The sequence below is a fragment of the Microcoleus sp. S1D4 genome (genome assembly GCF_036700765.1).
Classification (GTDB): domain Bacteria; phylum Cyanobacteriota; class Cyanobacteriia; order Cyanobacteriales; family Microcoleaceae; genus Microcoleus.
This window is the reverse complement of sequence record NZ_JAUBPP010000034.1, coordinates 14,758-29,002: the sequence shown is the minus strand read 5'-3', so window position 1 is coordinate 29,002 and position 14,245 is coordinate 14,758. Positions and strand designations below refer to the sequence as shown.

The window sequence follows — 14,245 nt, the reverse complement described above, 5'->3', positions numbered from 1 at the left end:
TTCGCGCATTTACATTGTATATTCAGGGCGGGTTCTCCGGCCCACACCACAAGAGTTTTATTTTTTTTGACATACAGTTTAAATGCCGCAACAGCTTAGTTATTAGTCAACAGTCAACAGTCAACAGTCAACAGCCAACAGTTAACAGTCAACAGCCAACAGTTAACAGTCAACAGTTAACAGTCAACAGCCAACAATTCCCAAATTTAATTAACCACCTCAAATACTACTAATCTTCTCAGCCAGAGCGGTTGATTAGCCTCCACACCTTCAGGACTGCCCTTAGTAGAAGCCACCTGTATTCTGTTACCACTTATCCCTTGTTTAACCAGAGCAGTTTTCACATTTGCCGCCCTTCCCAGTGCCAATTTTTGATTTTCCGCCGGACTGCTCTTAAAATCACTGTAGCCAATAATTCTTAAATTCTTCGTACTATTTTCCTTCATATATTCCTTGACTTTTGTCAGCTTTTGTGCGATGTCTTTTGGCGATAAAATTGCCGAACCCACACCAAAATAAAGGCGAACATCTATTGCTTGTGAGGAAGGTTGAGTGCCTATTCCCACTGTATTTGTTACAGACTTCACCCCCGGAATTTTTTCAAAAGCTTGAGTTATTTTCTCAGCATCTGCCGCCTTGCTCACGCTACCTGCAACGGCGACTTTTCCCTCTGCATAGCGAGCCGAAATATTAATGCTTTCTAATTTATTCAAAAGCTCCACAGTACGTTTGACATCGGCTGCAGCTAAAACTGGATCGGGAGGTACTTCAACGGCGATGATTTTATTGTCAATTGTTAATTTGGGAGCAGTTTGTTGAGCTATTTTTTCCGCTTGCAATCGCAGTTTTTGATTCGGTACTCGTCCCGAAATCTCCAATATTCGATCTTTCACATCTGCCGCGAGGCGATAAACCGATAACTCTGGACTAGATTGTAAAGCTAAATTTGTATCTGCTTCTATGCTAGCTGCAATCCCGCTGCGGTATTGATGAATTCCCCAAGGTATGCCAATTAAACCTAACGCTGCTAAACCGATAATTGGTAAAATTGGCTTTTTAGGAGATTTAACTTTTATATCTGTCTCAATTAACTTTTGCAAATTCGTGTTGATTTCGGGCGGCACTGCAGTGGGATCGCCGTTAAATGATTGGATTATATCTCCATATTCTTGAACAATATTTTTGAATATTGCTCGCATTTTGTACTTAAACCACTGCCTCGTTTCTCCCTGCATTACTACTGCTAGATAACACGAACCAGCGACTTCTAGTACAATTGTAGATGTGCCGTATTCTATGGCATCAATTTCGGCAATATTTCCCGATTGAGAGATACAATCGTTGACAAAAGCGCGAATAGCAGTCAGCATTCCCGCTACCATCTCTGATTCTAGCTGTTCGCGTTCAGAATGCTGTACTACTGAAATTACTAAGCCTGATTCTTTTTGAATTAAAAAAACAGCTTTAACAGTCAGCGGTGTTGTTTGCTGCATCAGCAATTCTGCTTCAGAAACTCCCTGTAATTTGGATTTAATTTTGCGAGTAATTCCCTCTGTACTTAAGGATGATTCGACTTTTTCATTGATCTGGTGCATCATCTCTGCGATGTACTTTAAAATCGTGCTACCGACGATCGGATAAAGTGCATCCGACATTGCTTCTCGTTTGAGATGAATTTGCTGTTTGATAGCAGAGGCCATTTCCGGTGCTATCGCCATTGCAATTGCATCGGGCGATTCACTGACTGTGTGACGGATTCCCGCAGGAAGAGCAGGCGCTATGGCTACTCCCATCGAGTGTTTATTTTCTCGGGTTTTGGTATTAATTACTTCATCAATTATCGGAGTTATGCTTTCTGTAAATGATTGTCTCGACTGATTTATTGTTTCGAGCATCATTTCGGGAAATATCAGTTGAATCTGCCTCACTAATTCTTCCCGATCGCCTCCCCATTGAGCATTGGTTATTTTGCGTTCGAGTTCCTCTACTTTACCGTTGAGTTTGTAATTATAACCTACAACTTCATCTAACAATGGTAAAATAGATTCGATTGCAGACTTTTGTAGTTGCGCGTGATGGTTAGCCATCAACTCGTCAATCAAAGGTTTCAGTAAATCTGTAAACAAGTCTGTGGATTCATAAATCCGGTGTTCGATCGCCACAATCTTTTCTTCGATGTTTGCGAGTCTTGCATCGATCCTTTGATTCTGAATGATGGCATCAACAGCGGGGGCGATCGCAGATTCTATCTCTAGCTTCGCTTCCCGAAGGCTTCCCGACACCATCTCTACGATCGCAGGCATGATTCTGCCCATCAACCCTTCTATTTCCGCTAAAACTTGCTGCTGAACTTCGACAATCTTACTTTCATTTTGCAATATTTGTGCTGCAATGCCACTGTTTTGAATGGCAGTGTTGACAGCCGGGGCGATCGCCTCTCTGACTTCTAACTTTGTCTCATCAATTTTCCGGTTTAGCGACTCAATCATTAGCGGCATCAACCGCGCCATGATTTCTTCCGGCTGAGACTTTTGCTGTCGCTGAAGATTGTTTAATCTACTTTCAACATCGCTCAATTTTCCTTGAACTTCTCTTTGCAGAATTGCTGATTCTATCAAAGGTTCGATCGCCGCTGCTACTTCTAATTTTGATCGATCAATTTTTTGGTTCAGCAAATCAGTGATTGCTGGCATCAGCATCGCCACGATCTCTTCTGGCTTCTGAATTGGCGACTGTTGCACCGCCAGCCTGCCCTCAATGATGCTTAATACTTTTTCTTCTATTTCTACCCAAGCTATTCTTACCTGTACTGACGGTGCGACAGCTTCGACAACCTCTAATTTTAATTCACTAATTTTGCGGTTCAGCAAGTCGCTAACTACCGGAACTAATTGCTTGATTAAATCTTCCGGTTGCTGCTGGGAACGCTGCTGAATGTTCGCCAATTTATCTTCAATTGTTACTACTTTCTCTTCCAGCCCGTTTTGATTGTGAATTACTTGATTGACTGTCGGTGCGATCGCCGAAGCTACTTCTAACTTAGACTCCTCTACCCTGCGGTTGAGCAACTCGCCCACCACAGGCATCAGCCGTTGGATCAATTGTTCGGGATTCGGTAGTTCCTGGTGGTTGAAACTAGCAATTTGATTTTCCAAATCCGCTAATTTTGCCTGGAATTCCAGGGGATTAATTCTATCGTTGGTGGCGAGTTCGATCGCCTTTTTTAATTCCAACTTAAACCCCTCTACTTCTTCTCTCACCAACGATGGAATTAACGGTCTGACTAAATTCATCAACTCCTGCGGTTCAGACATCAAACTTTCAAAATTTTCTAACCTTTGTTCCGCGTTCAAAATATGACTGTAAAATTCCGGCACATCCCTTTCAAACAGCAATTGCTGCAACCTTTTGAACTCCTCCACTGCTTGTGCTAATTCTTCCTCCGAAGGTCGATAATTTTTGGCTGCCTTCGCCGTCCTAGATACACCTGGTTCTTCATTATTTATTTGTCGTTTTTGAGATGGAATTTCTTCATTATTAGTCAATACTTCCGGTACAACAGCAGAGGATTCTATCAAAAAAGACAATCGCTTTCGTTGATTTTCCTGTTCATCAAATCGCTCGATCTGTTGTTGAGGTGACAGCGGTAATTTCAACTCACTTGGTCTTTTTTTAAAGTTTTTTACTAATTGCAATTCAGTCAGTATGGTTAGCAATTCCTGGAGTTGTTCTCCAGCGTTAGGAATTGCCAAATTTTCATCTGCAACTTCTGGTTCTGACTGATATACTTTGCCTAAATTATCATTAGATGCTGCCATACTTTGTTACCAAAATCTGATTTTAACCGATCGCCAAAAATGACCTGTTGGTTTATCGCCTCACTACTGCGAAAATCAATAGACATCTCCAATAATTCTTGTGGAACTGGCAGGATACCTGCTGTTTACAGGCTTTTTAGGATTTGTCTAATAGGAATGACACAATTAATTTTTCGCCTTGGGCCGATCTCGCGCCTATCGGCCTATCTTAACTGCTGTTCTGCGACTGGCCAACTCGGCCGCCAACTGCAATGCTGCTTTCATGCTGGAAGCATCGGCAATCCCTTGACCTACAATATCAAAAGCTGTGCCGTGATCCGGAGATGTGCGAACAAAGGGCAAACCAATTGTTGTATTGACTGCTTTGTCGAAGGCCATCAATTTTACTGGAATCAACCCTTGGTCGTGGTACATTGCCAAGTAACCGTCGTGAGCTTCCTTGGCTAAGCCGTACCAAACTTTAGCCGGTTTTACCCACAGGGTATCCGGGGGTACTGGCCCGTCTAACTGCACTTGAGGAAAGCGATCGCGCTGCGTTTCCAACCAAGGTATCATCCAGTCTTGCTCTTCCTTTCCCAGTTTGCCATTTTCGCCGCTGTGAGGATTTAAGCCAGAAATTGCAATTTTCGGTCTTTCTATCCCAAAATCTTCCCGCAAACACTCTACCAGCAATTCTAGTTTTTCGCTCAGCAATTCTGGAGTCAAAGCATCGGGTACTTGACGCAGGGAAATATGTGTAGTAGCGAGTAAAGTTACTAGCGTCCAACCGCTGTGGGGAGATGTGGCGGCAAACAGCATCCCGAAGCGCTGCGATTTGGCTCTTTCTGCCAGGAGTTCTGTTTGTCCGGGATAATTGTAACCGGCCGCTTGCCAGCAAGTTTTGGAAATTGGCCCGGTAACGATCGCACAAAATTCGCCGGCAAGGGTACGGGCGATCGCCTCTTCCATATACGCAAAGCTAGCCGCCCCGCTAGCTGCACTTCCAACACCGGGGACAATGGAACCCCATTTGCTGTCTGCTGCTATATCAATAATGTGTAGTGTTTCGGGATTTGCCAAGGATGCAGCAGCATTAGGATGGATCGATCGCCACCGATCGTAAGTTTGCTGCAAAATTGCCCGATCGCCAAAAACCGTCACTTTCAAAGCTGCAGCGGGATCTGCCAAAGCCTTGAGAATCACTTCCGGGCCTATTCCCGCCGGATCTCCGAGAGTTACAGCTAGTTTTGATTCCCGATCCAGACTCAAGGCAGTTTTCTCCCACAAAATACAGGAATTTCGGCAATGAAATTTTAACATTTAAGTAGCTAATTTTCTAAAATTATCCGAGACCTGCCGAAAATCCCGGAAATCCCCGACTGCGGATGAAAACTCGCTGCTGGATTCACCCAGGCTGTGAAGTTCTTTGATACCGATCGTTGATCTAAGTAACTTGATACAGTAAAATACCACCATGACACAGGCCATAACACCGTTGATACGTTAAAGCGCGATCGGCAAGTGGAACAATTGGTCAACCAGAAGTAGCAATCTCAAGTGAGATACCCAGCCGCTCTCAAAACAGTACGGCGAAACTTGACCCAGAAACCAGCAAAACTCAAATTTTCAATTCAAAAGTAGGGTGGGACACGCCCAAACTCTAGGTCAGTATCCTAGTACGCTTGATTCAGATGAACTGGCAAAGATTGTCTAAACTCGACTGTTTGGTTGTGACTTGGGTAGAATCGAACTGTTCGGAAATTGCTCGCAAGAGATAGCTAATTTTCCGGTGAATCAAGGAATTGAGAATCTCCGACTCTAACAAAGCCGAGAGTGTCAAAGTATGTTTATTTAATTTGCGATCGTCAAGGAACTCTAAAACACATGAACCCTGAATTTATCAGCGCAGCCTTTTTGTCATTTTCCCTAATTTTCGTCGGTATCGGTGGAGGCTTCTTGCTGCTCAAACTCCAAGGCGGCGGCGAAGAATAGGCGATCGTACCGAGCGTCGTAACCGGGTTTTTTTACTATAAAAATCGTGCACGATCGTTGGCAAGATTAGAAAAACCCGGTTTATTAAAATTTATTGTCAGAGTCCTGAGTTATTACAACATATCGTCAATAAGACATCAGTATCAAAGCCACAAGCAAAATTTTTATTCGTCGATAAATACGCAACGCTTTCTCTCAAACTCTGGGACTCTGGGACTCTGAGACTCTCTCGCCTGCTGGATACCGATCGTTATATGAGACGATTTCAGGTTTTTGTTAAGTTTTTATAAAAAAATGAGAAAGACCTGATACTATTGTATAGAAAGTTTAAGATTCATAAATAAATCCCTAGATGACTTTATTGATTGTAGGTGCCACCGGCACTCTCGGCCGCCAAATAGCCCGCCGCGCCCTAGACGAGGGCTACCAGGTGCGCTGTTTAGTTAGAAATTACAGAAAAGCTGCATTTTTGAAAGAATGGGGCGCCGAACTGGTACCGGGGAATCTTTGCCAGCCCGACAGCCTGATTCCTGCACTAGAAGGCGTCAGTGCTATCATCGATGCAGCAACAGCCAGTGCCGGCGATTCTGTCAGCATCAAAAGAGTAGACTGGGATGGAAAAGTATCGCTGATCCAAGCAGCAGCAGCAGCAGGCATCAAGCGTTACATCTTCTTTTCCTTTCTCGATGCCGAGAAATATCCGCAAGTCCCCTTGTTGGAAATTAAGCGCTGTACAGAGCTGTTTTTAGCAGAATCCGGTCTAGATTACACAATCTTGAGACCTTGCGGCTTTTTGCAAGGACTGGTGAACCTGTACGCGATGCCGATTTTGGACAATCAGGCAGTTTGGCTGCCTAACAAGCCGTCAGCCCTTGCCTACATGAACACTCAGGACGTTGCGAAGTTTGCCGTCCGGGCGCTTTCGGTTCCCGAAACCGAGAAAAAAACTTTTCCGGTAGTGGGAAATCGAGCTTGGGATGCTGAAGAAATCGTGCGGTTGTGCGAGCGGCTTTCTGGGAAGCAAGCGAAAATTACGCGCACCCCAGATGCCTTGTTGCAAGCCACCCGTCAATTTGCTAAGTTCTTTCAGTGGAGTTGGAACGTAGCTGACAGATTGGCTTTTTCAGAAGTTTTGGCCGCCGGAAAACCCTTGAAAGCTCCGATGGATGATGTTTACAGTGTCTTCGGAATCGACCCCAAAGAAACTACTACTTTGGAGTCTTATCTCGAAGAATACTTTAATCTGATTCTGAAGAAGCTCAAGGAAATAGAGTACGAGCAGCTTAAGACGAAAAAACGGAGTAAACAAAAAATGCCCTTTACATTTTAAAGTGCCGAAAGCTGGGATTATATACAACGACGTTAAACCAGTCTCTTGTCGCATCGCCGAAGAGTTGAAAGACAAGCTGACTGCCCGCGGCTGGGAGGTCTGCGCGGTTTCCGGTGCCGGGGGAATTTTGGGCTATTCTAGCCCCGATCGCCCCATGTGCCACACTCCTATCGACCAACTTGTCCCTCCCGGTTTTGACAGTGACATGGAGTTTGCAGTGGTTTTGGGCGGCGACGGTACGGTGCTGTCTGCATTTCGCCAAGTAGCTCCCATCGGAGTGCCACTGCTGACTGTCAATACCGGTCATATGGGCTTTTTAACAGAAACTTACCTAAACTTGCTCCCGCAAGCTTTGGAAAAGGCGATCGCCGGAGAATACGAAATAGAAGAAAGGTCAATGCTGGCCGTGCGACTGTTTAGAGACAATGACTGCCTCTGGGAAGCCCTTTGTCTCAATGAAATGGTTCTGCACCGCGAACCGCTGACTTGTATGTGTCATTTTGAAGTGGCGATCGGTCAGCACGCCTCTATTGACATTGCCGCAGATGGAGTAATTATCTCGACTCCGACAGGATCGACAGCTTACGCCCTTTCTGCCGGCGGGCCTGTAATTATTCCCGGAATACCGGTGCTGCAATTGATCCCTATTTGCCCCCATTCGATGGCTTCGCGGGCTTTGGTGTTTTCCAACACCGAACCGGTCAAAATTTTGCCGGCGAGTCCGAGCCGCCTGGTAATGGTGGTAGATGGGAACGGCGGATGTTATGTTTTGCCGGAGGATTGGGTACAAGTCGAGCGATCGCCCTACTCAGCCCGCTTTGTTCGGATACAGTCTTTTGAGTTTTTCCACATTTTGCGGGAAAAATTAGGCTGGGGATTGCCTCACATTGCTAAACCGAATTCGGTTGAGTTGCCTTAATAGTTGTTGGTAATGAGCGGAGTGCTAAATTCCCGTCCTTTTAGGGCGGCTTTTTCTTTGTTTTTGTGCAGGATAAAGCTCGATCGGAATCTCCTACGGAATCCTTAATTCTCGATCGAGCTTCCGAATCATTTCCAAGGTCAGGCAGCGTTTGCGAGATAGCGTTGGTACGCAGGAACATTTGTGTTTAACATCCTACCCATTACCTATTCCCCATTCCCTAAACCACCGCTGCGATCGAGAAAATCAGTAATCTCCTGATAAAAAGCCTGTCCCTTTCCCCTGCTGCTACTTGCAGTCACCAATAATCTTAAAACTTCCACAAGCGAACTAATCGTAGCATCAAAAATCAATGCAAAAAGCTGGCTTAAATCATCTTGGTTTTGTTGCCCGTAGGCTAAAGCATTAATATAATCATTGCGGATTTGGTTGTCAATCACCACAATCGGATAGCCTGCACGGATTAAGAGTAAATTCATTAATAATCTGGCCGTTCGACCATTCCCATCCCGAAAAGGATGGATAGAAACAAAACGATAATGAGCGATACTTACATATTCGACTGGATGGAGCCTTAAAGCAGATTCCGAGTTGAGCCATATCGCAAAATCTCTCATTAATTGAGATAGTAAATAATGGGGAGGATAACGATAGTTAGTTCCTGCCGCCATTACATCCAGAGTGCGATAACTACCCGCTTCCTCCGGGTTAATTTTGCGGAGAATAAGATTGTGAATTTGCTTAATTTCCCATTCATTAATCTCCGTATCTTTTTGGGCTAAATTTTCAATATAATCGATCGCCTCCTTATGTCCAATAACTTCTAAATGTTCGTCAAGGGTTTTGCCCCCCACAGTAATGCCCTTCGTTAAAACTAATTCCGTTTCACTTTGGGTTAAAGTATTACCCTCAATGGCATTTGAGTTATAAGTAAAGCGAACATCATAGAGCTTTTTGAGTTCGGCTACGAGGGTGGAATCGAACGGTCTAAACTCATCTAGCCAAGCTTTTAGTTTATCGATTCGTTCTAATTTAAGCCGATAATTCATCATTAAATAGTTGTCGATCGAAGAGGTTAATGAAAATTCCTTTTGTTGACCTAAAGTAATTACTTTTTGAATGAATTTCTCGTATAGTTGAGTCTCCATCTTTGAAAATACTCCCCCATTCCCTAAAACGGCACTTCAATCCCCAACTCCTCACAAAATCGCCGAATCAGGCGATCGTTCTTCTCCATTGTGCGATCCATAGATTGTAACTCTAAGGCGATCGGCCAAAGTCTTCGATGTCCAATCGCCCTTAAACTCAGAAATCACAACACAAGAATATTTTTACTATTCTTCTATTTAGTAATGCGAATCGAATCTTGAATTTGCTGAACTTGCTTTTCAGTATCACTGTCGGAGTAAAGGGTCTGTAGCATAATTGTTTCTTTTTTCCCTGTGGCAACATAGGTGACAATGCCTGCGGGAAATCCGTCGTCATAGGATTCATACAATCGCACTGCTTTTTTGCCGTTAATGGTTAGACGTTCGGTCTTAATCGTCGTCTTAGGAATTTCTCTGGAACTCGGTTTCATAGCGGTTTCCAGGTTTTCCTCACTGATGGTTGCAAGCACGCGAATCAAACCCTTGGGGGCAAATCCACCGCCTCTATCGGGGAACTTTTTGTTGTGTAAATGAAGGCTATTCGCACTTGCGCCCCTGGGATTTTCGAGCCAATTTCGGGGTGCTTTGAAGGTCAAATTGCCGATCGCATGGGTTTTGAGCTGTGATTCTTGGGTTTGGGCTTGGGCGAATAGGGTACTGTGTTCTAGGAATAGGGTGGGTGTGGCGATCGCGATCGTACTAGCGAGGATAGTCAGGAATTTCTTCATTGGCGATTATGTCCGAGCGATAGTTTTGGCAAATTATTATGTAGGCTTAAAATGCCCGCCATGTTTCACGATTCAAGAAAAAGCCATTACCTTTCCCATTCGTAAAAACCTGTATCAATAACTATTTCACCCAAAGTATTATTCGGATCGATAGTAATATCTTTTATGTCCGCATCACATAAGGAGTAGTCTTTATCTCTAGATAGAGTGAGCGTGACTTCCACGTTTAACTTAAGGGACTGAGTACAGACGTTATCTATTTTTTCTTTGTTATAGTACATATCATCTTCTCTGTCGTAAATCGCATCTTCTAAGCTTTCATAGCTTACGTTGGCGTCATAATGCACCTCTGCTTCTAGCTCAAACACTACTGAAGGTTGATCTGCATCAGAATCATCAATATTAACTAATGAGGAATCAATAATATCTACTGAATTGACCTCGACTTCAATTTCTTCACTGCCCCATTCAATCAAGCTAGTTCCAGATAAATCAAGTAAAAAATTCAGATCCGAGAAATTTTTCTGTATGTATCCTTTTATTTGATCTTCTTTGTCCCTATATAGTTCATAGCATTCATCAACCTCATCTGAATCTGTTTCTCGAATTATAGTTTCCAATAATTCCTTGAGGTTTTCAATCCAAGACAGGTCTTCGCTCGAAGAACAAAACTTTTGCCAATCGGAATCTCCACTAACGACATAAATTATTCTGTTTCTGTCTTCTGCCTCCTTTTGAAGAGCTAAGAGCGCAAAAGCGTCTGGAAACTCAGATTTCTTTTTTCCTTCACCAAATGGTGGAGTACCAGAAAAATAACTGTTGAAAATATCAACCACTGACACCCGATCGACTTCGATTATTTTAAAGTTAGTTTCTTGTAAAAAAGATTCAAGTTGGTCGAGAAGCTCTTGATTAATTTGATCGAAATTCGGAGCAAGCTCTTGAACTTTTGTCTTGAATTCATTTAGCAAGTCAGAATTCGCAGAAATTCTGACTTTTTTAGTATCTCCTTGCGGTTTAAAACGCTTTTTATTCAAATCGTTTACAGCTTGCTCAATCGCTTTGGAGGTTAATACAGCACCTTCGGTAATATGCGCTCTTATTTCATGAAGAGTGACATAAGTTAAAACCAGACTTATTTTTTCTTGCTGAGCAAGTTCAACTAAACGGCGAAAACTTGTTGAATTGTAGTTAAAGTTATGGCTATCAAAAACCTGTGTATCAAGAGCAACTAACCGAGGAGGAGGTTTTATTTCCATTTTTAAAGCTTACTAAATGTCGTTTATTATATGACAATACCACAAATTACGGATAAATGTCAACCCGTTCTTACTCCCATCAAAATCTCCTTTCCTCGATCGAGTTCGCCGCACGATTCGACTCAAACACTTCAGCCGTCGCACTGAAAAAAGCTATCTTTATCCCACACTATTGGGTCGATCGTTGCTTTCATGCCCACATCTCGAACGTGAAGCGAATTTGGGAAAACATCGCTCAAACGATTCGGCAGCTTGGACGACAAGTTTTCATCAAAAAGTAATTTCATGCCGATAAGGTCGCAGTCATAAACCGACGCTCACGGTCAGCAGCATAAGCTATACAAGCTTTTAAATCTTCTCGTGTCAAATCGGGAAAATCGTCTAGAATTTCTGCTTCGGTCATCTCGGAAGCCAGGTACTCAAGCACTTCATAAACCGTAATTCGCAAGCCGCGTACACAAGGCTTACCACCGCGTTTATTTGCTTCGATCGTGATGTGGTTTCGGTAGTTCATAAGAAACACTCGGTAATACCATTTTTCTGTGAAGCTACATAGAATGTATCCTCATAAATCCATTTATAAATTCAAGATTTCTGCTCGAAAATAATTTCTTCATAGAATTGCTCGATCGCCAAACTCAACCCAATACTTTTAAGCTCGACGCGATCGCCCGCTCGATAGCTCAGAATCAACCAATCCCCCGCATCATTTCTGTGATAAATATCGATCGCCATCTCATCAGAACTCACCAACACATAATCAATTAAATTCGGGTTGCGGCGATATTTTTCAAACTTCTTGCCTCGGTCGTAAGCCTCGGTACTATCCGATAAAACCTCAACAATCAAACAGGGATAGGTAATATATTGAGGGCTAGAATTATCTCGCCGATCGCAAGTGACACTCAGATCGGGATAGGTATAGTTGCGAGTATTGAGGATATTTACGCGGCAGTCAGAATTGTATGTTTTACAACCACTACCCCGCAGATGGGGCTTGATTGTCGTTAAAAAGTTTCCCGCGATATCACTGTGATTTCTAGTCCCGCCACTCATCGCATACACGCGACCATCGATTAGCTCGTGCTTTTCTAATTGTTGCTCCTCCCAAGCAAAATACTCTTCAGGTGTAAAGTACCGCTCCTGCTCTCTAGCTGCAATCATAACAATCTCCTAATTTAATCGCTCTATCAATTTTAAGGTGTTGTTTCTGGAGTAAGGTCGAGGTTGCGATAGACTTGTTCGATCGCAAAACTGAGATTGATGCTTTTGAGTTCTATAGTGTCGCCTGCTTGGTAGTTAATAATGAGCCATTCACCAGCATCATTTTTATGATACAAGTCCATTTCGATACTGGTGGAACTGACTAATAAATAATCTTGTAAGACTGGATTTTTGCGATACATTCTAAATTTGCCACCTCTGTCATAGGATTCGGTGCTGGGAGAGAGAACTTCAACAATTAAGCAGGGGTAAGTAATGTATTGGGTTGTGGTTTTATCGCGATCGTCGCACGTTATACTTGCATCGGGGTAGATGTAGTTTTTGGTTCCAATGACGTTGACTCTCAAATCGGAGTTTCCGGTTTCGCAACTGCTGTTTTCTAGATGATTCGAGAATAGGGTTGTGAGTCTGACGGCAATGCGGCTATGGTTTACGCTGCCGCCACTCATGGCGTAGACTTGACCGTCGATATACTCATGCTTTTCTAGCTGCTGTTCTTCCCAGGCAAAGTATTCTTCTGGGGTTATTTGAGGAAAGTTTTCTTTTCCGGCAATCATTGTTTTAGGTAATGAGTGGTAGGTAATAGGTAATGGAGTTTATTTATATTCCCTATTTTAGTCTCACACAAACATTTTTTGCAGAAAGCCTTTTTAGAATAATTTGGACAGTTTTTAAAGAGGGATGCGATCGCGAACATCCCGCAAACCACCAAAGTTTCAATCTTCCACGCGATAGCCCAATTCTGCTAAACGAGTGCGCGACTGCCGCCACTTCGGCTGCACCTTGACAAATAACTCCAAATACACTTTGCCTTCAATTAACTTTTGAATCTGTTCCCGGGCCGCACTGCCGATCGACTTCAGCATACTGCCGCTCTTACCGATTAAAATACCTTTTTGGGAATCCCGTTCGACGTGAATTGTCGCCAGAATCCGCGTAATTTTCGCTTCTTCTTGAACAATGTCGATCGCGATTGCTACAGAATGCGGCACTTCTTCCCGCGTCAGCAGCAAAATCTGTTCCCGAATCAATTCGCCCATAATAAAGCGTTCCGGCTGGTCAGTCACCAAATCGGGCGGATAATAATAAGGCCCAACCTCCAGATGTTCGATTAACAATTGTTGTAGCGGTTCGACGCCCTCGCCCGTGAGAGCGGAAAACTTGACGACTGGCCACTCAGGATTGACAATTTGCTCGTAAGTGCGATCGATCAACACGGAATCCTCCGGTTGTTCGTCCAACTTATTCATCCCCAAAATCACCGGAATTTTGCAATTGCTGAGAATTTCGATGATATATCGATCGCCCCCTCCCGATTCCACCGAACCATCCACCACAAACAGCACCACATCCACAGACTGAATCGCGGTGCGCGCATTCTGCACCAAAACCTTACCCAATTGGTGGTGTGGCTTGTGAATTCCGGGAGTATCGACAAAAATAATTTGTGCTTCAGGCGTTGTCAGGATGCCCCGCAGCCTGTTGCGCGTCGTCTGAGACACCGGCGAAGTAATCGCAATTTTCTGCCCCACCAACTGATTCATCAGCGTGGATTTGCCGACATTCGGCCGCCCGATAATACCCACAAAGCCCGATTTGTAACCCGCAGGAGCCGCGGGAACACCCATGATTTCCGATAAGTCTATAATCTTGCTATCTTCCACTAAATTCACCTATTTTCAAGCCCCTTCTCTGCCTATTGTCGCTTGAAAACACTCAAACGCCCATCGATGCACTGTAGCATCTTTCTCGTCCTGGTATAGCGCGTAACACTCAAAGGGCGATCGAGCTGCTGGGACAGTGTTAAGATGTGATGTGCGATCGGCAAAACTTGATATCTGAGACAAA

General features: G+C 43.8%; 13 protein-coding genes. 3 read left to right on the top strand and 10 right to left on the bottom strand.

The genetic code is table 11. The annotated features are described in order from the left end of the window. Nucleotides 1-206: 206 nt before the first annotated feature. The gene (locus QT998_RS25040) at nt 207-3,818 is read right to left on the bottom strand and encodes an OmpA family protein (RefSeq protein ID WP_333118310.1); all 3,612 of its coding nucleotides are present in this window, start codon (nt 3,816-3,818) and stop codon (nt 207-209) included. Between the two features lie 195 nt (nt 3,819-4,013). Continuing rightward, nucleotides 4,014-5,117 (bottom strand): 4-hydroxythreonine-4-phosphate dehydrogenase PdxA, encoded by a 1,104-nt coding sequence (pdxA, locus tag QT998_RS25035; protein ID WP_333092916.1) that lies wholly within the window; start codon nt 5,115-5,117, stop codon nt 4,014-4,016. 513 nt (nt 5,118-5,630) lie between these two features. Here pdxA and petM point away from each other — a divergent pair. The 3 genes from petM (at nt 5,631) to QT998_RS25020 (ending at nt 8,038) form a co-directional block, all read left to right on the top strand. Beyond that, entirely contained in the window at nt 5,631-5,789 is a 159-nt protein-coding gene (gene petM / locus QT998_RS25030) for a cytochrome b6-f complex subunit PetM (RefSeq protein WP_370528839.1), read from the top strand. Nucleotides 5,790-6,141: 352 nt separating this feature from the next. Further along, nucleotides 6,142-7,119, top strand: a complete 978-nt coding sequence (locus QT998_RS25025) for an SDR family oxidoreductase (protein WP_333092915.1) — start codon at nt 6,142-6,144, stop codon at nt 7,117-7,119. 1 nt (nt 7,120) lies between these two features. Beyond that, complete coding sequence (locus tag QT998_RS25020; RefSeq protein WP_333118308.1) at nt 7,121-8,038, top strand: NAD(+) kinase; 918 nt, start codon at nt 7,121-7,123, stop codon at nt 8,036-8,038. A 206-nt stretch (nt 8,039-8,244) separates the two neighbouring features. Here QT998_RS25020 and QT998_RS25015 read toward each other — a convergent pair whose 3' ends face one another. From QT998_RS25015 to era, 8 genes are all read right to left on the bottom strand, one after another. Next, nucleotides 8,245-9,186, bottom strand: coding sequence for a Fic family protein (locus QT998_RS25015; RefSeq protein ID WP_333118306.1), 942 nt, complete (start codon nt 9,184-9,186; stop codon nt 8,245-8,247). A gap of 194 nt (nt 9,187-9,380) precedes the next feature. Then, nucleotides 9,381-9,914, bottom strand: coding sequence for a hypothetical protein (locus QT998_RS25010; protein WP_333118304.1), 534 nt, complete (start codon nt 9,912-9,914; stop codon nt 9,381-9,383). Nucleotides 9,915-10,000: 86 nt separating this feature from the next. Next, complete coding sequence (locus tag QT998_RS25005) at nt 10,001-11,173, bottom strand: PIN domain-containing protein (protein ID WP_333118303.1); 1,173 nt, start codon at nt 11,171-11,173, stop codon at nt 10,001-10,003. A 131-nt stretch (nt 11,174-11,304) separates the two neighbouring features. Beyond that, nucleotides 11,305-11,460 carry a DUF5615 family PIN-like protein gene (locus tag QT998_RS25000; protein ID WP_333118302.1) on the bottom strand — a complete coding sequence of 52 codons (156 nt, stop codon included), beginning with the start codon at nt 11,458-11,460 and terminating at the stop codon, nt 11,305-11,307. Beyond that, nucleotides 11,457-11,687: a DUF433 domain-containing protein gene (locus QT998_RS24995; RefSeq protein WP_006634608.1), complete on the bottom strand. Its 231-nt coding sequence runs from the start codon at nt 11,685-11,687 to the stop codon at nt 11,457-11,459. Before QT998_RS24995 ends, QT998_RS25000 begins: the two co-directional genes overlap by 4 nt. Nucleotides 11,688-11,758: 71 nt before the next feature. Then, on the bottom strand, nt 11,759-12,337 hold the full coding sequence (locus QT998_RS24990) for a Uma2 family endonuclease (protein ID WP_333118301.1): 579 nt from the start codon (nt 12,335-12,337) through the stop codon (nt 11,759-11,761). A gap of 32 nt (nt 12,338-12,369) precedes the next feature. Continuing rightward, complete coding sequence (locus QT998_RS24985) at nt 12,370-12,954, bottom strand: Uma2 family endonuclease (RefSeq protein ID WP_333118299.1); 585 nt, start codon at nt 12,952-12,954, stop codon at nt 12,370-12,372. Nucleotides 12,955-13,113: 159 nt separating this feature from the next. Next, nucleotides 13,114-14,025, bottom strand: a complete 912-nt coding sequence (era, locus tag QT998_RS24980; protein ID WP_333118329.1) for a GTPase Era — start codon at nt 14,023-14,025, stop codon at nt 13,114-13,116. Between the last annotated feature and the right edge of the window lie 220 nt (nt 14,026-14,245).

Excerpts from the sequence above, each read along its gene's own strand:
- QT998_RS25040 (WP_333118310.1), bottom strand. The coding sequence starts at position 3,818 with ATGGCAGCATCTAATGATAATTTAGGCAAAGTATATCAGTCAGAACCA.
- pdxA (WP_333092916.1), bottom strand. The coding sequence starts at position 5,117 with ATGTTAAAATTTCATTGCCGAAATTCCTGTATTTTGTGGGAGAAAACT.
- QT998_RS25025 (WP_333092915.1), top strand. The coding sequence starts at position 6,142 with ATGACTTTATTGATTGTAGGTGCCACCGGCACTCTCGGCCGCCAAATA.
- QT998_RS25015 (WP_333118306.1), bottom strand. The coding sequence starts at position 9,186 with ATGGAGACTCAACTATACGAGAAATTCATTCAAAAAGTAATTACTTTA.
- QT998_RS25010 (WP_333118304.1), bottom strand. The coding sequence starts at position 9,914 with ATGAAGAAATTCCTGACTATCCTCGCTAGTACGATCGCGATCGCCACA.
- QT998_RS25005 (WP_333118303.1), bottom strand. The coding sequence starts at position 11,173 with ATGGAAATAAAACCTCCTCCTCGGTTAGTTGCTCTTGATACACAGGTT.
- QT998_RS25000 (WP_333118302.1), bottom strand. The coding sequence starts at position 11,460 with ATGAAATTACTTTTTGATGAAAACTTGTCGTCCAAGCTGCCGAATCGT.
- QT998_RS24995 (WP_006634608.1), bottom strand. The coding sequence starts at position 11,687 with ATGAACTACCGAAACCACATCACGATCGAAGCAAATAAACGCGGTGGT.
- QT998_RS24990 (WP_333118301.1), bottom strand. The coding sequence starts at position 12,337 with ATGATTGCAGCTAGAGAGCAGGAGCGGTACTTTACACCTGAAGAGTAT.
- QT998_RS24985 (WP_333118299.1), bottom strand. The coding sequence starts at position 12,954 with ATGATTGCCGGAAAAGAAAACTTTCCTCAAATAACCCCAGAAGAATAC.
- era (WP_333118329.1), bottom strand. The coding sequence starts at position 14,025 with ATGGGTGTTCCCGCGGCTCCTGCGGGTTACAAATCGGGCTTTGTGGGT.